The 15617-nt window shown below is 68.9% G+C and carries 16 protein-coding genes; 4 read left to right on the top strand and 12 right to left on the bottom strand.

Annotated features, from left to right (window positions below):
* The first annotated feature begins 18 nt into the window (after nucleotides 1-18).
* From QTH90_RS02640 to QTH90_RS02630, 3 genes are read left to right on the top strand one after another with little or no spacing between them, the layout of a single operon-like run.
* A complete protein-coding gene (locus tag QTH90_RS02640; protein WP_286662977.1) occupies nucleotides 19-984 on the top strand; it encodes an ATP-grasp domain-containing protein in 966 nt (321 codons plus the stop codon).
* A complete protein-coding gene (locus tag QTH90_RS02635; RefSeq protein ID WP_286662976.1) occupies nucleotides 977-2128 on the top strand; it encodes a hydantoinase/oxoprolinase family protein in 1152 nt (383 codons plus the stop codon). Before QTH90_RS02640 ends, QTH90_RS02635 begins: the two co-directional genes overlap by 8 nt.
* Nucleotides 2098-2697, top strand: coding sequence for an amino acid kinase family protein (locus tag QTH90_RS02630; protein ID WP_286662975.1), 600 nt, complete (start codon nucleotides 2098-2100; stop codon nucleotides 2695-2697). Before QTH90_RS02635 ends, QTH90_RS02630 begins: the two co-directional genes overlap by 31 nt.
* Here QTH90_RS02630 and QTH90_RS02625 read toward each other — a convergent pair.
* From QTH90_RS02625 to QTH90_RS02605, 5 genes are read right to left on the bottom strand one after another with little or no spacing between them, the layout of a single operon-like run.
* Nucleotides 2691-3398, bottom strand: coding sequence for a (5-formylfuran-3-yl)methyl phosphate synthase (locus tag QTH90_RS02625; protein ID WP_286662974.1), 708 nt, complete (start codon nucleotides 3396-3398; stop codon nucleotides 2691-2693). The genes QTH90_RS02630 and QTH90_RS02625 overlap by 7 nt on opposite strands.
* Complete coding sequence (locus tag QTH90_RS02620) at nucleotides 3395-3988, bottom strand: DUF447 domain-containing protein (protein WP_286662973.1); 594 nt, start codon at nucleotides 3986-3988, stop codon at nucleotides 3395-3397. Before QTH90_RS02620 ends, QTH90_RS02625 begins: the two co-directional genes overlap by 4 nt.
* Nucleotides 3985-5391, bottom strand: a complete 1407-nt coding sequence (locus QTH90_RS02615) for a DUF6513 domain-containing protein (RefSeq protein ID WP_286662972.1) — start codon at nucleotides 5389-5391, stop codon at nucleotides 3985-3987. Before QTH90_RS02615 ends, QTH90_RS02620 begins: the two co-directional genes overlap by 4 nt.
* Nucleotides 5370-5945 carry a flavoprotein gene (locus QTH90_RS02610; protein ID WP_286662971.1) on the bottom strand — a complete coding sequence of 192 codons (576 nt, stop codon included), beginning with the start codon at nucleotides 5943-5945 and terminating at the stop codon, nucleotides 5370-5372. Before QTH90_RS02610 ends, QTH90_RS02615 begins: the two co-directional genes overlap by 22 nt.
* A 46-nt stretch (nucleotides 5946-5991) precedes the next feature.
* Nucleotides 5992-8073, bottom strand: coding sequence for a sigma-54-dependent Fis family transcriptional regulator (locus QTH90_RS02605; RefSeq protein ID WP_286662970.1), 2082 nt, complete (start codon nucleotides 8071-8073; stop codon nucleotides 5992-5994).
* A gap of 228 nt (nucleotides 8074-8301) precedes the next feature.
* Between QTH90_RS02605 and QTH90_RS02600 the strand changes: the two genes are divergently transcribed.
* Nucleotides 8302-8724 (top strand): dihydroneopterin aldolase, encoded by a 423-nt coding sequence (locus QTH90_RS02600; protein WP_444814704.1) that lies wholly within the window; start codon nucleotides 8302-8304, stop codon nucleotides 8722-8724.
* Nucleotides 8725-8854: 130 nt separating this feature from the next.
* On the opposite strand, the gene fae is transcribed toward QTH90_RS02600, so the two are convergent.
* From fae to QTH90_RS02565, 7 genes are all read right to left on the bottom strand, one after another.
* Complete coding sequence (gene fae / locus QTH90_RS02595; protein WP_286566131.1) at nucleotides 8855-9367, bottom strand: formaldehyde-activating enzyme; 513 nt, start codon at nucleotides 9365-9367, stop codon at nucleotides 8855-8857.
* 67 nt (nucleotides 9368-9434) lie between these two features.
* The gene (locus tag QTH90_RS02590) at nucleotides 9435-10382 is read right to left on the bottom strand and encodes a triphosphoribosyl-dephospho-CoA synthase (protein WP_286664447.1); all 948 of its coding nucleotides are present in this window, start codon (nucleotides 10380-10382) and stop codon (nucleotides 9435-9437) included.
* Between the two features lie 2 nt (nucleotides 10383-10384).
* Nucleotides 10385-11365, bottom strand: coding sequence for an ATP-grasp domain-containing protein (locus tag QTH90_RS02585; protein WP_286662968.1), 981 nt, complete (start codon nucleotides 11363-11365; stop codon nucleotides 10385-10387).
* A complete protein-coding gene (gene mch, locus QTH90_RS02580) occupies nucleotides 11365-12372 on the bottom strand; it encodes a methenyltetrahydromethanopterin cyclohydrolase (protein ID WP_286662967.1) in 1008 nt (335 codons plus the stop codon). The genes QTH90_RS02585 and mch overlap by 1 nt, the downstream gene beginning before the upstream one ends.
* Complete coding sequence (locus QTH90_RS02575) at nucleotides 12369-13508, bottom strand: ATP-grasp domain-containing protein (RefSeq protein WP_286662966.1); 1140 nt, start codon at nucleotides 13506-13508, stop codon at nucleotides 12369-12371. The genes mch and QTH90_RS02575 overlap by 4 nt, the downstream gene beginning before the upstream one ends.
* Before the next feature lie 18 nt (nucleotides 13509-13526).
* Nucleotides 13527-14435 (bottom strand): NAD(P)-dependent methylenetetrahydromethanopterin dehydrogenase, encoded by a 909-nt coding sequence (locus QTH90_RS02570; protein ID WP_286662965.1) that lies wholly within the window; start codon nucleotides 14433-14435, stop codon nucleotides 13527-13529.
* 16 nt (nucleotides 14436-14451) lie between these two features.
* Nucleotides 14452-15507, bottom strand: a complete 1056-nt coding sequence (locus QTH90_RS02565) for a beta-ribofuranosylaminobenzene 5'-phosphate synthase family protein (protein ID WP_286662964.1) — start codon at nucleotides 15505-15507, stop codon at nucleotides 14452-14454.
* Nucleotides 15508-15617: the final 110 nt, after the last annotated feature.

Genomic DNA, 15617 nt, shown 5'->3' with positions numbered 1-15617 from the left:
GAGGTGACGGGTGGAGCGATGAAGCGGATCTTTGTCTACGAATACCTGAGTGGCGGCGGGGAGACGGCCCCCGGCGAACTGCTGGCGATGGGGCAGTCCATGCGCGATGCCATCATGGCCGACTTGCTTCGCCTTGGAAACCACGAGGTGTCGGTCGCCACCTGTCAGCGGGCGTCGCCGGTGCCGGAGCCTGCGCGGCCGGTCACGCCACGCGACGGCGAGTCGGCGTTCGACTTCGTCGCGCGGCAGGCCGACGCGCACGACCTTGCCTGGGTGGTCGCGCCGGAGACCGATGGCCTGCTGGCACGCCTGCACCAATGCGTCGATCCGGGCCGCTGGCTGGGCTGCGATGGCCCGGCGATCGAGCTGGCGACCCGCAAGCGCATGACTCTCATGACGCTGGCAGAAGCCGGCATCGCCACGCCACTGGCCTTCGATCACGCACCGGAAACCACGCGCTGGGTGGTCAAGCCGGACGACGGCGCCGGGGCCGTCGCGACCCGCCTGCACCACGACCCCGCAGCGGCGGTGGATGACTGGTCGGCACGCTCGCGCGCCGGCAGCCCGATGGCGATCGAGCCCTGGGTCGACGGCATGGCGCTCAGCCTGTCGCTGCTGTGCGGCAGGAAGCGATGCGAGCTGCTGAGCATCAACCGACAGCACCTGGACATCGACGCGCAAGGCCTGCTGTCGTTTCGCGGTGTCGAGGTGAATACGATGCCGCTCGCGGATCCGCGCGCGACAACGTTGGGTGCCCTCGCCGCCCGCGTGCATCAGGTCATCCCGGGTCTGCGCGGCTTCGTCGGCATCGACCTGGTGTGGCACGAACGGCGCGGGCCGGTGGTGATCGAGATCAACCCGCGTGTGACCTGCGCCTATGTCGGCCTGTCGCGCGCGCTGGGCCGCAACCTGGCGTCCGAGGTGATCGCCATGCACGTCGGCGAGCGGGCTTCGAGCCCGAAGGTGGCGCACATTCATGTCTGAGCGCACCGTGATCGGCTGGGACATCGGCGGCGCACACGCCAAGGCCTGCCTTCTGCAAGGCGGCGAAGTTCTCGACGTGGCGCAATGGCCCTGCGCGCTGTGGATGGGCATGGACCGGCTCGACGCCGTGCTGCACGCAGCGCGCCAGCGATGGACTGGGCTGGCCGCGGCGCAGCACGCCGTCACCATGACCGGCGAGATGGTCGACCTGTTCACGGACCGCGAAGACGGCGTGCGGAAGATCGCGGCGGAACTGGCGCGTGCACTGCCTGCATCGGACCCGGCGCGCCCGGGCGACGGCCATGGTGCCGTCCATTTCTTCGCTGGCGATGCCGGCTGGTGCCGCGACGCCGAGGTGCCGGCTCTCTGGAACGCCATCGCGTCTGCCAACTGGCTGGCGACGGCGCGACATGCGGCACAACGCATCGGCACGGGCTTGCTGGTGGACATCGGCAGCACGACGACCGACCTGATCGCATTCAGGAACGGACGCATCCTGACCGGCAGCCGCACCGATGCCCAGCGCCTGGCCAGCGGCGAGCTGGTCTACCACGGTGTCGTGCGCACGCCGCTGTGCGCTGTGGCGCACCGCATCGATTGGCGTGGCGAGCCGCACAACGTGATGAACGAACTGTTTGCGACCAGCGCCGACGTGTATCGCCTGACCGGCGAACTGAACCCCGCCCACGACCTGCACCCGAGCGCCGACAACGCTGCCAAGGACCCAGACGCGACCCGGCAGCGCCTGGCCCGCATGATCGGGCTCGACGGGCGCGACGGCTCACCCGATGACTGGCTGGACTTCGCGCGATCCTGGCGGGCGGTGCAGGTGGCCGTGCTGGGTGGCGAGATGCGCCGCGTGATGGAAGCTCACGGGCTTGCACGCGACGCCGTGATCGTCAGCGCCGGCTGCGGCGACTTCCTGGTTCCCGATGTGGTGGCGAGTGCCAGCGCAGGCGCGCCGGAATCCTGGCCCGCGCGCCGTCACGTCGCGTACGGCCGCGACGTGGCGCGCGCGCACGCGAGCACCGGCCACGCCGCGGTGCAGGACTGGGCGCAGGTGTGCGCGCCATGCGTCGCCGTGGCAACGCTCTTCGATATGGACCCCTCGGTATGTGGATCGTCAAGATCGGCGGCAGCCTGAACGCGAATCCGATGCTGCCAGCATGGCTCGACCTGCTGGCTGAATGCGGGGGCGGACGCGTGATCGTCGTCTGCGGTGGCGGCACGTTCGGCGACGAGGTGCGACGCGCCCAGGCGCAGTGGCGCTTCAGCGACCTCAGCGCGCACAACATGGCGATCCTCGCCATGGCGCAGACCGCCTACCTGATGCACGGCCTGAATCCCGCGCTGCAGCTCACGCGAACCAAGTCCGACATCCAGCGCGTGCTGCACAAGGGACGCACGGCGCTATGGCTGCCCTTCGAACTGCAACGCAGCCGGTCGACCGACCAGACGAACTGGGAGTTCACGTCGGACAGCATCGCGCTCGACCTCGCCCATCGCCTGAATGCGGAGCGCCTGGTGCTGGTCAAGTCCTGCGAGATCGACCCGCGATTGAGCCTGGCTCAACTGCGCGATGCGGGCGTCGTCGACCAGCGATTCGGCGCGCTGTCGGATGGCGCGGACTTTCCGATCGACATCGTCCATTTCAACGAGGTGGGCCGCGTCCGGTCGTTGCTGCTCGGCCACGTCCGCTTCGACAATCAATGATGCGTCGCGCCGGGTTCGGCGGTCGCATGGCCGAGCATCACTGCGACCAGCGTCCGCAGGCGCTGGGGGTCGAGCGCCGCACTCCGGTCGCCCTCGCACACCGCGGTCCGGAAGCCCGCGAACCCGGGCGCGAGCGCGCGCAACAGCGGCTCGTGCGCGGCACGCAACGCGCCTGCCAGGCCGACCATCACCCCGGCTTCGCGCGCCGTGGCGATGAAGCGGCGCAGTTCGGCCATCGGCACGGCATCGAACAGGCTGCCCGCACGCTTGTCGGAGGTGTCGGCCATCACGCCGGCAAAGCCCAGGGCGCATGCGTGTGCGACATCGGCCAGGTCCAGTCCCTTGTCGGCGATGAACACCGGCACGATGGGCCACCCGCTGGCGGCCAGCGCGTCGAGCACCGCCCGTGCCTGCGGCGCACGCTCGATGCCGACCTTGACATAGTCGACGCCGCAAGCGCCAACCGCATCGACACACGCCGCGATGCGATCCGCCTCGTCCATAGCGACATCGCCGATGGTCGCGCTGATGTCCAGGCCGCTGCCGTGGTGGCGCAGTGCGCCCACGATCTCGCGAATGGTGGCGATCGGCAGGCCGCCCAGCGCACCGTGGCCCGGCTCCTTGAGGTCGATGAAGTCGGCTCCCCCGTCTGCAGCCAGCAAGGCTTCCTCGACGCTCCGGACGCTGACAAGCAGTTTCATGACGGTGGTTCCTGAATGACATGGGGGGCGTCGGCGCGGTGGCGTCGCACGGCATCGACCAGCCAACCCCAGGCTTCACGCTCCTCGGGGCCGGCCGTCTTGTCGATGGCGATCTGCAGATAGGCCATCTCGCTGTCGACTTTCTGCGGCGGCAGCATGTGCAGGCGACTCACCAGCACCGCGCCCTCGATCACGGCCGCCTGCGCGCGGTTGAAGCCGGCGAAGCCCGAGTGCACGACCTCGTGCACCCGCATCATGTGCAACACCGGGCGCTGCACGTCGTCGATCCGCTCGGCCAACCTCAATTCGACGTGGCTCAAGGCGCAGTCCAGGCGTACGCCCGCGATCTTCTCGGCCGGCCGCGTCGGCCAGTCGCGGCGGCCGGTCACGCACCCTGCGAAAACGCGGGTATCGGTCACGATGTTGAGCACAGCGCAGGCCGTCGCGTCGATGTTGTCGTAGGTGGTCGAGGGCTTGAACGGCATCAGCACCACCTGCGCACCGCGGTAGCGCACGCCCATCGGCGCGACATGCGGCTTGCCGTCGGGCGCGACCGTGGTGACGACGGTTTCGAAGATGACGTCGTTCATTTGAAGGGCTCTTCGGTCGTCTTGCGTACGGCTCGTGTCGTGCCCGGCGCGCACCACGCGTCGGGGTTCTCGTGCTGGCGTTCGACGGCGCACCCCCAATCCAGGGGCTGGTCCTGCACATAGCGCTTGCCAAGCTTGTGGGCGATCTCGGCGTGCGCCAGTTCCACGCCCATGTAGAAGGCATGCGCCGCGTCGCCTTCGAGGCCGAGTTGCGGCCACAGGTCGAACGCGCCCTGCCCTTTGCGCAGCCCGTCACGGTTGTAGACGTGCAGTCCGGTCGCGGACACCTGCACGCGGAAGTTCGGATCGCGCACCTGCGCGGCGGTGGCCGCGATCTCTTCAGGCGTGTCGAGGAACGGCCGCTTGGCATGCACCGTCATCAGCGCATCGCTCAAGCCCTTGGGCAGCGTGCCGTGATGGCGCGCGGCGTACATGATGCGGCGCGCCCAGTCGGCCTCCTTCACTGCACGGCGGGCATGGTTGCTGACCTGCGTGGTCAAGACCGCCGCCACGTCGAGTTCGGCGCAGATGCCGAACAGCAATGCGTTGATGCCGCTCGTGTCGGCTTCCGTCAGCTCGGTCAGGTTGCCCACGCCCATCATGATCGACACCTCGGGAAATCGCTCGCGCAGCCGGTGGTAGCGCACGATGGAGGCGGTCAGGCCGAACGGGATCGGATCGAGGATCGAATCGGCCAGGAACTCCCTGCCTCGCCGCTGCATGACTTCGACCGCTTCGTGCAACGACGCTTCATCGCTGGGGATGCGGGGAATCAGGACCGGGGTGGATGCCACCTCGTCGGCCACCCACAGGGTGTCCAGCGTCAGGCTGAGCAGATAGTCGGCGCCTGCGCGGCCGCCGCGCAACAGTTCACCGGTGTCGATCGAATCGACGCTGACCCGGAAGCCACCGGCCTTCAGCGCCTGGACGCACTCTTCCAGATGGGCGAACGGGGTCGCCGGCAGACAGCCCAGGTCAATCACGTTGGCGCCGTCGGCGCGCAGGCGCCCGGCGCGCGCGACGACCTCCGGCACGCTCAGGCGAGGCGCGTCGACGATCTCGGCAAAGATCGCGACTTCGTATTCGTCCAGCGTGATGGCCTTGGCGGCACGGTCGAAAAAGCGCGGCAAGTCCTTCACCTCATCGGGCCCGCGCTGCACCGGGATGCCGAAATGCAGCGACAGCGCATCCATGTCGCCGCGGCAGCGCCCCGGCACGACGATGCGGTCGAAGCCGGCCTGCGGAGGCACCCGGCGGCGGATCATGTCGGCCGTCATCAGCCCCGCCACCTGCAGGCCCAGGTCCCGCACTTCCCAGGTGAAGGGCGCGGAATCGATGCTGGCCAGCACCCGCTCCAGACTCGGCTGCGCGAGGTGGCCGGTCAGGAAGAGGATGTGTTCCATGCGAGAGAGACTTCCTTCAATCGGGCGTCGAGCGCGGCTTCGAGCTCGGCGGGCGAAGCGACGACCCGGCAGAAATCGATCTTGCGCAAGCGCTCCACGTTGTCCAGTTCGATGCCCCGGGGTTGCAACGTCACCCAGCCGTGCGGCGACCGGGTCACGACCACCGGCTCGGTGTCGCATGCAAACACGATGCCCGGTATGCCCCGCTTGCCGGCCTGCGCGAACATGTTGGTCGGCAGCGAATCGCTGATGCCGTAGGCGCACTTGGCCACCGTGTTGCTGGTGGCAGGGGCGACGACGACCGTGTGATAGATGTCCTCGTACAGCATGCCCACGGGAACGCCGCTGGCCGTCTTGTCGCGAAAGATCCGGAACCGCAACTTCAGATCGTCGAGATGCAGCCGGTAGATCTCCAGCACTTCTTCGCCGGCGGCCGAGACGAACAGGTCGACTTTCGGCAGACGCGCGGCCAGTGCCAGCGCCTCGTCGAGAAAGTGGCCGGACCCGGTCACGCACCAGGCAAAGCGCGAACGCGGCTCACCGTCGTGGGCCATCGCCTCGTCGCCGGGCGCATCCGCGGCGGCGCTGCGCGCGGCAGCCTCAGGAATCTTGCTCGGGATGGGAGACCTCGATCTGGAGCTTGTGGATCTTGCGGTAGAGGGTGTTCCGGCTGACCTCCAGCGCCTTGGCGACGTTGCTCACGTTCCAGCGGTGCTGTTCCAGCATCTGCAGCAGCAGTTGCCGTTCGTTGGCCTGGATCAGGTTGAGCTTGGCAGAGCCCGGCGCGTTGTCGCCGTGTCCGTCGCGTACCGATCCCGGCGCCGCGGCCGCTGTCGCGGCGGGCGCCGTCGCGTCGATCCGTTCGCCGTTCATGCCCGACGCCGGCTGGAGGTTGACGGCCATCGCGGGCAGATGGACGCGGGTGATCGGCTTGCCGTCGGCCAGCGCCGCCGCGGTGCGCAGCACGTGCCTCAACTGGCGGATGTTGCCGGGCCAGCCGTGCGCCATGAGCAGGCGCTCGGCCTCGGCACTCAGCGATGCATCGGGACCGCCCTCGGTCGCCAGCAACGCACGGATCAGTTCGAGCTTGTCGCTGCGCTCGCGCAGCGGCGGCAACTGCACCTCGATGCCGGCGAGCCGGTAGTACAGGTCTTCGCGGAACTTCCCTTCGCGCACCAATGCCGGCAAGTAGCGATGGCTGGCGCTGATCAGCTGGAAGTCGACCGAATGGCTTTCCTCGGTGCCCAGCGGCGTCACGCGCCGCTCGTCGAGCACGCGCAGGAGGCGCGACTGCAGCTCCAGCGGCATGTCGGCGATCTCGTCGAGGAACAGCGTGCCGCCGTCCGCCTGCAGGACCTTGCCGCGGCGCCCGGAACGCTGCGCGCCGGTGAATGCACCGGCGCAATAGCCGAAGAGCTCGGATTCGATCAGGGCTTCGGGCAGGCTCGCGCAATTGATTGCCACGAAGGGGCCGGTCGAGCGCGGACTGCCGTCGTGCAGCGCGCGCGCGAAGACTTCCTTGCCCGCGCCGGTTTCGCCGCAGACCAGCACCGGCGTGCCACGGGCGATCACCCTCCGGCCGACTTCCAGCTGGGCTTCGAGCCGCGCATCCTCGAAGGTGCAGTCGGCCGTCCCGGCCCGCACGACCAGCGGCCTCGCCTTGGCGCGCGAGACCGGCACCATCGACGCTCCGCCCGATGGCGACACGGCGGCCGACGACGAGACGAGCATTGCATCGGCGGCCGAAGCCGGGCGTCGCGCGACCGCGAAGAATCGCAGCGCGGCATCGGTGCCGTAGGTCACGACCGGATGGAACGACGACGACGCGCTGCGGTGCAGCATGTCGGCGAGCGAGGTCTGGAACAGGTCCTCGATGCGCCGCGAGCGGATCTGGTCCATCGACTGCAGTCCGAGCTGGAACATCGCGCTGCGATTGGCGGCAAGGATGCGGCCGTCGTCGTCGACCGCCAGCTTGCCCTCGTGCAACGTGTAGACGAACTCCGGCCGGCTGTGGAAATGGAGCGGATGCGCGTTGCGGAACTGGCGATCGATCAGGCGGTTCTCGATCATTCGCGCCGTCATGGACAGCAGCACCAGCAGGTGCTGCTGCATCAGGCTGGAACGGCTCGTCACGTCGAGCGCGGCGACGATGCTGCCCGTCGGATCGAACACCGGGACGGCCGAACAGGTGAGTTGCGTGAACTGCGTGTAGAAGTGATCGTCGCGGCACACGGTCACCGGCCCCGCGGCGGCCAGGCAGGTGCCCATGCCGTTGGTGCCGGCTTCGGTTTCGCTCCAGATGCCGCCGGCGCGCAAGCCCAGCGGGCCGACCTCGGCTGCGAACTCGGGGGACGACACCATGTGGAGGATCACGCCGTCGGTGTCGGTCAACAACACCGCGATCTCGCTGTCGGCCAACTGCTGGTAGAGCGTGGTCATCTCATACCGCGCGCACTCGATCACGGCGGCGTGGCGTGCGCGCCGCTCTTCGAGCGGTACGCGCGAGATCACGTTCGGGTCGTGCGGCTTGTCCGGCTCCAGGTGGTACTCGTTGAGGCAGCGGATCCACGAATTCGTGACCACGTCGGTGGTCCGGTCCTGAAGCCCGCCGCGCACGATGTCCAGCACGCGATCCGCGTGAGGATCGGCGGGCCTTGTGCCTTTCCGAAGGGTCAACGCCATCGATGTCTCCGTGTGCGACCGGCCCGCCCGATGCGCGGTGCGCGGATCCGCTGTATGTATGGCCCGCATTTTGCAGCTTGAGCCGCATTGCGCGCAAAAGATACTTTTTGCGACAGCACGCCGCTACACACAAGAGCACTACCCCGTATGCACACGTTGACTTCCGGCCAGCCCTCAGAGAGTTCCACGCCCTGGATCGCCCCTCCCTCGCTGGCGGACGCGCCTGCGCTGGACGTGATCTTCATCGAAGGCTTCGTGGGCCACACGGTCATCGGCATCCACGAGACGGAGCTGCACCGCACGCAGCCCCTGGTGATCGGCGTGCATGCGGGCCTGGCGCGCGCACGCGCCTGCGACACCGATCGCATCGCCGACACCATCGACTACGGCGCGGTGTGCGAGCGCCTGCGCCGCCTGATGGCGGAACACAAGCTGCAGTTGCTGGAGGCTTTCGCCGAAACCATCGCCGACATCGTGATCCGCGAGTTCGGCGCGGCCTGGGTTCGCGTCAAGGTCGCCAAGCCGCGGAAGTTCGACGACGTGACAGCCGTTGGCGTGCAGATAGAGCGCCGCGCGCCACCCGCCAAGGAACACCTCACCCACTCAGGCGCAGTCCTGCACCTGATCGGCTCCGGCATGGTCCCGGGGTAGGCACGCTCCAGCCGCGCACCCCCAGCCCCTTCCAGGAACACCGCGGAACCGGCTTCGCCGGGCCGCCGGGTGTTGCCCCCGGAAGGGGGTTGGCGAAGCGACACGAAGTGCGCGCAGACTGGGGGCGACCTCAGCTATGCGCGGCGAAGGGATGGCTGGCGCTGCCCTTCTTGGCGACGACTTCGGCGGCGGTGGGCGAACCCGATACCGCGCGCTGGATCGATTCCTTGACGGCCTGGTAGTTGTAGTCCTGGATCTTCGTGTCGTCGTCGGCCAGCCAGTGGATGAAGACGCCGCAGCAGATGAACAGGTTGTCGGCCTCATCCTTGGGGATCGTGCCGTCTTCGACGCAGTCCGCCACCGCCATGGCAACGGCCCGCTGGGCCGGCCCGAACATCTGCACGGCCTGCTTGGCTCCCTTGATGGTGACCTTGTTGAAAAGCACGGTCGCGGGCTTTGTCAGCAGGTTGGGCGCCACCACGGCCAGCAGACAGGTGAAGCCGTCCTTCTGGTTGGTGAGAGCATTCGCGAAGGCTGTTTCGGCAGGACTGCCGCGCGGCCCGATGATCAGATCGATGTGAGCGACTTCATTGCCCTCACCGACGAGTGACTCGCCGACCATCATGCGATCAATTTTTGCCATGGTTATTAGTCTCCTGAGTGCGTTCTGGGGCCATAGGGGACACTGGCCTGCCGGCCAGCGCAACGTGTCAGGTATCACGATCCGTGCCACCCGGCCCGGACCATCCGGCGGCGGGCCGCGAGGGACTCGCCAGGCCCGCGATCAGCAAGGTCGCGACCGTCAAATCTGCAGTGGTCCCCGGGTTGATGCCGTCGGCCTTGAGCGAGGCGTCCCAGGCTGCGAAATCAGGATCGGCGTCGAGCCCGCCACGGCAGCGCTCGCGCACCCGCCATCCCTGCGCCGCAGTCATGACAATGTGTGCCACGGCGTCGCCATGAATTCGAACAATGTGTGAATCGGCAACGCTGCTCAGCAGTGCCAGATAGAGCCGCTGGACCGCCGCGACGGTGGCGGCATCCGGCGGGCCTCCGACCCGGGTCGTCTTCAATGAAAACCCGGTTCCGAGCGTTGGCACACCCAGGTCGAACAGCGCACCGTAGCCGTCGCGGTACAGGCCCGCGATGCTGTCCCGGTGCGCCGCGAGCGCCATCGCCGCGCGCAGGTCCATGCTGGGCGCGTGCCGGACGTCCTGGTCCGCTGCCGTGCCCAGTCCGCCCGGGCGAGCCCGGGCGATGGCACGGAAGGCAGCCTGCGCGTCGGACAGGTCGAGCGCGCCCAGCACGGATTCGATGGCGTCCTGCAGCTCCGCCGGCGACGAGGCGTCGGGCCGCAATTCGATTGCGCGCGCGATGGGCGCGCACAGCAGCACGATGCCCAGGTTCGTGTTGCAGCCCGCCACCGCCCATGTCGCCTCCACAGCCGCCTCGATGCGCTCGCCCACCGATGTCCCGCGCTCGAACAGCGGTCCGGCCGCGGCCTCGGCGCTGGCGACGAAGGCATCGGCCGTCATTCCATGCCCGGCCGACGCCCGGCTCACGTTGCCGGGCTTGCGCACCGCCACGTCGAGCTCGCAGGCGCGCAGGAAGCAGGCCCTGGCGCGGTCCGTCGCGCACTGGCGCATTTCTGTGACAGGCATGTTCATGCGCGGCGCGCCAGCTTCGACTGCGTGCCGGCCTGCGAGGCCGCGAGCTTGCGATCGAGCAGGTCGTCGACGATGCAGCGGGCGATATCGAAGCCGGTCACGCGCTGCAAGCCCTGCCAGGCGGCCACGCCGTTGACTTCGATCACCTGGATGCCGTGCCTCGATCCCCACTTCGTGCGCGGTGGCGAAGGCATCAGGTCCACCCCGGCGTAGTCCATGCCCAGTGCCAGCGCCGCGCCCTCGGCCAGACTGGCAAGCTCGGGCGTCAGTTCCGCGGGTTCGCAGCGTGCGCCTTGCGCGACGTTGTGAATCCAGTGGCTGCTCACCCGCCGCATCGCGGTGACGGCCCGTCCTCCGACCACCAGCACCCGCCAGTCGAAGCCGGGCGCCGTCAGCGGCGGAATGAAGCGCTGCAGATAGGCGAGCGACCCGTAGGCGGCCCCGATGTCCGGCAGCCGGTGATGAACGCCATCCACCTGGCCCACCAGCTGCAAACCCTTGCCCTGCGAACCGAACAGCGGCTTGAGCACCAGCGCGTGGCCGGCCGCGCCTTCGCGGATCGCGATGCGCTGCGCGTGCGCGAGTGATTCGGTGGCCCAGGTCGGCGGCGTGGGAACGCGCGCCGCATGCAGCAGCAGGCTGGTCATCGACTTGTCGACGCTGCGTTCGATCGCCCGGGCGTCGTTGTACACGGAGACGCCGAGCTCGCGCAGCGCATGCAGCACGCCGAGCCGCTTCGTGACCTGTTCGAAGGTCCCGCTTGCGATGCCGCGCACCAGTACCGCATCGGGCAGGTCGCGGCCGAAGCCGGGGATGACCAGGCCATGCCAGGCCGCCGTCGTGTCGATGCGGCAATCCGCCAGGTCGACGCAGCGGCCGATGCAGCCGCGCGCACGCAGCGCCGCCTGGAGCCGGCGCGTGTGCCAGCCGGTCTCGTCCGTCATGATGGCCACGGTGAGGCCCCCGAGCCGGGTCATCACGCCTCCTTTTGCCACAAGCCCAGCAGCAGGGGCATGTCCAGGCCGCCGGCGTGCCAGGTGTTGCCGCTGTCGAGGTTGCTGACCCATACCTCGGCGGGCGCGAACAAGGCGCCGTCGATCTTGTAGAAGTCGTATCCGGCCGCCGTGAAGATGTCGGCGAACGAACGGCCGTAGTCGGTCGAGTTGCTCGACGGCAGCCGCTTCGCGAGGTCGCGGGCGGCCGCGTCCTCGCCACGCACGGTGAGGTGCACGCGGCCGCCGTACAGGATCGCATCGTTGGTTCGCCCCATGGCTTCCACGGCGTCGTGGCTCGGCGCCGGCAATGGGGCCGAGCCCGCACCGCCCACGATGTTGCCAAGGGCGAAGCCCAGCTGGTGCGCCTTGTGCAGCGCGACCTCCACCACGCGCGCCACCACCTGCGTGGTGCCGGCGAGGCTGGTCGTCGGCGTGAGGATCAGCGTCAGCCCTTCGCCGCTCAAGTGGCAATCGCGCAGCAGCTTGTCGATGATGACCTGCGGCGGCTCGCGATCGACCTCCAGCACGAGCACCCCCGCGTCCGCGCGGTCGCGGTAGCCGAGTTCATCGAAAAGCGTTTCCTTGGTCGCCAGCGCGCGCGCCGGTCCCGAGCCGAGCGAGAAGAATTTCTTGCCGCCCGTTTCCTCCTTGCTGGCCGCGAGGCTCCAGCCGGCGTACTGGCTGCCCAGGCAGGCCAGCACCGGCTGTGCGCTGTGCACCTCGATCCAGGTGGGCCAGCCGTCTTTTCCGTCGGGACGCAGGTTCACCTGGCCGAGGCCACCCATGCAGATCTCACCCACGAGCAGGCCCGCCGCCACGCTGCCGCCGACGGAGATGCCCGCGTCGACGATGCAGGGACCGGTCCCGTCACGGTGTGCATGCACGCCGAGCGCATCGGCGGTGGCCAGCAGTCGCTCGACGAGCGGCCGCGAGAGGGTGTTCACGCTGAGCGTGGATGCGGCAAGGGGTGCCGCCGCGGCATCGGTCATACGGTGGACTCCAGGGATTGATGCACGGCCAGGCGGCCACGCTGCAGCAACTCGCGCACCTGCAGGGCGTTAGCGCCGCTGGCACTCACGCTGCACAAGGGATCTCCGGCCTCGAAGCCCGAAGCAGCGGTGGGCAGATCGTGGCATCCGGCGCGTGCGGCCAGACGTTGCGCGGCGGGCTCATCGAGCCAGAGCCGGCGCGGGGCGAAGACGACTTCGTTGCCACGAACGGGGTCGTTCGCTGCCTGCGTGGGCCATGGCGCAAGCTTGCCCCGTACACAGGCGCGCACATGCGCTGCCACGATGCCGCGACCGTAAAGCGCCATGCTGGCCGGCGGCCGCGGGTTGACCTCGAGCACGCTGACGGCATCGCCGTCCAGCATGAAGTCCAGGCTGCCGAGGCCGCGCAGGGAAAAGGCTTCCACCAGTGCGCGCAGTGCGGCCTTCACTCGGGCGGCCACGATGTCGGGCAGCGGCACCGGCCCCACGGCACCGCAAAACACGAAGGGCCGCCCCGCCAGGGGACGCACGATCAGTTCGTTGAACCCGAGCACCGAGGCATCGCGTCCATTGGCGACGAATGTCGCCGACATGGGCGTGCCCGAAGCCTCGCGCTGGAAGTAGTGATGGGCGCTCACGGCGTCGGATGGCGCCCTGCCCTGCTGCGATTCCACGCGGCGGATATGCCACCCGCCGCAGCCGTGTGCATCCTTGATCAGCCATCCGGCGGCATCCTCCGGCGTTGTCATCCGGACGGCCGGATGGGCGATCCCTCGCGCGTCGAGGAATCCGAAGAAGCTCCCCGGCTCCCGCACGCGCCGCATGGCGTCGGCCTGCGTTCCGATCAGCGGCAGCAACGCCGCGCCGCTCTCCAGCAGATCCGGCCGCCCCTCGAAGCCGGAGCCGGCGATCCAGCCGGCTACGCGCCGCCGCTGCGAGAGCGACTCCAGCGCCGACAGCAGCCGCGCGCCATCGATGCTCAAGTCCGCTGGATCGCCGATCGAATACCACTCGGAACAGGCTCGCCGTGTGTCCGCGTCGCCGAACAGATCGAGCGCCACGACCTCGAATCCGTCGTCGACGGCCGATTCGGCGAGCACTCGCGCCGAGATGGAAGCGACGGCCAACGCTGTCATGGTCGATGGCCGGATCGATCAGGCTGCCTTTTCGGCAATGAAGGCCCGAGCGGTGGCAAACGCCTCTGGAAAGCTCAGGACCACCGGCGATTCGGCCTCATGCATCTGCACCAGCAGCCTTTGCTGGGTCTGGTACTTGACGTTGCCGATCGCCAATGCGCCGATGCCTACCGCCGCGGTGTCGGGCAGCGGCTTGGCGTTGTCCATCACGGCGACGCCGGCAATGCCCTCCGGCGGCACCGCATTCACGTCGGCCGCGACCTTGAGCCGCGCGGCCGAGGTCAGCACATCGGCCGAGACGGCCTGCACGCCTGCCGGCGCACAGGCGAGCAGCACGTCAGCGTCGGCGACCGATGCGCGCACGGCCGCCGCATCGCCACCGGCCACGCCTCCCAGGCTGACGCCAAAGCGCTTGCCGGTCTCGCGCGCAACCGCTTCGGCCGCGTCGGCACCGCCGCGGCTGGAGAGAAAAACCTGGGCGCCCGCCTGTGCCGCGATCACGCCGGCGATGCGGCCCACCGGCCCCGTGCCGCCGACGACGACGACACGTTGGCCGTCCAGGCCTTTCGCGTGGTGGCGGGCGAGCGCAGCCTCGACGCAAGCCACCATCGCGGCCGCGGTCGTGTAGGCGCCGCTGGGGTCCGCCATCAGCGACACGACGAAGGGCTTGAACATGGATGCCTTCGCCCGGTCGAGCATGTCGGCGGCTTCCACCACGTCGCGCCCGCCGATGAAGATGCCGGTGCGCAGCAGGCCCTTCGGACTGCGCGAAAAGATCGTGTCCTGCGTGAGGCCGGCAATGCCGTCCGCGCCCACCTCGCAGTACGGCACGATGACCTGGTAGCCCGCGTCGGCGGCCATGTTGATGTCGAACGGGCTCATCTGCCGGCCCGGTGTGAACATGTGGAGGATGTAGGGGCGTTCCATGAGAAACCTGTGTTGATCAAGGCGTCGAGATGAGCGGCGACGAGGGGCGACGATCGAGCAGCGTGGCGCCTGCGTTGCGGCCGGATACGACGCGCAGCGCCAGCGATGGCGCGACGACACCTGCGGCCTGCATGGCCTGCATGGCGGCTTCCGCCCGCGCCTGCGAGGGGAAGATCGCGAAGCCGGTCGGCCCCCAGGAGCTCTGGCCGATGGCAGCGAGATGCTCGCCACGGTGCTGCAGAACCCATCCGAGCAGGCAACCCACCGCTTCACTTGCGAAAGCACGGCCCCCTTGGGCGGACGCGAAGTGCTCGCCCAGCACCTGCTGGATTCGCGTGACACCGGCAGCAAAGGGAGCGAAGTCCGCAGCGGCGGCGCCCGGCAGCACGCACATCAGCACCTGATGGCAGATGTCGGCGGCCAGTGCCCGCGGCAATGGCGGCAGGCTGGCGATGCGCTGTCTTTCCTCGTCGCCCGACAAGCCTTTCTGCGCGCTGTCCTGCACGATCAGGACGCGCCAGGCTTCGGGCAGCGGAATGCGCGACAACACTGCCGCAGGTGCGCCGTTCGCGCCCGGGCCGCCATCGACGATCAGGCCCCCGTGGTCGAACCCCGCGATGCCGATGCCCGAGCGCAGCCCGCGCCCCAGCCATTGCGCCAATGTGGCGGTCGGGACGCTCAGGCCGTGCCACAGCGCGAACGCCCGCCCGATCGCCAGCGCCAGTTGCGTTCCTGATCCGAATCCGGCATGCGCGGGCAATACCTGCTCCAGCCTGAGGTGCAGCGGATCGCGCCGGCCGGTGTGGCCTCGCAGCATGCGCAAGCAAGCGGCCGCGCGCTCGATTTCGGCATGGGCTGCAGGTCCGTTCGCAGTGACCCGGTCGACAGGCGACGCGCTGATCTCGACCTCCGTTTCGAAGCCGCCGATCACGAGCCCCACGCTGCCGAAGCTGCGGCCCAGCGAACCGGCAGGGTCAAGAAACCCCAGGTGCAATCGCGCAGGAGCGCGCAGCGCGACCGTCGCCGGGCGGTCGACGAAGCTCGCTTCGGGAAAATTTCGAGGGCGATCCATCGTGCTTCCGGCGTGTTGAAAGGCAGGGGTGGCTCAAGGCTTGCAAAGCAAGGTCTGTTCCGCTGACCTTTTCTCCCGGAGCGTCACGCCCCGGCTCGGCGGGCCTGCGC

This window comes from Variovorax flavidus, assembly GCF_030317145.1.
GTDB classification, from domain to species: Bacteria; Pseudomonadota; Gammaproteobacteria; order Burkholderiales; family Burkholderiaceae_C; genus Variovorax; species Variovorax flavidus.
Note: the sequence above shows the minus strand (reverse complement) of the source record. Positions and strands in the feature narration are given on the sequence as shown.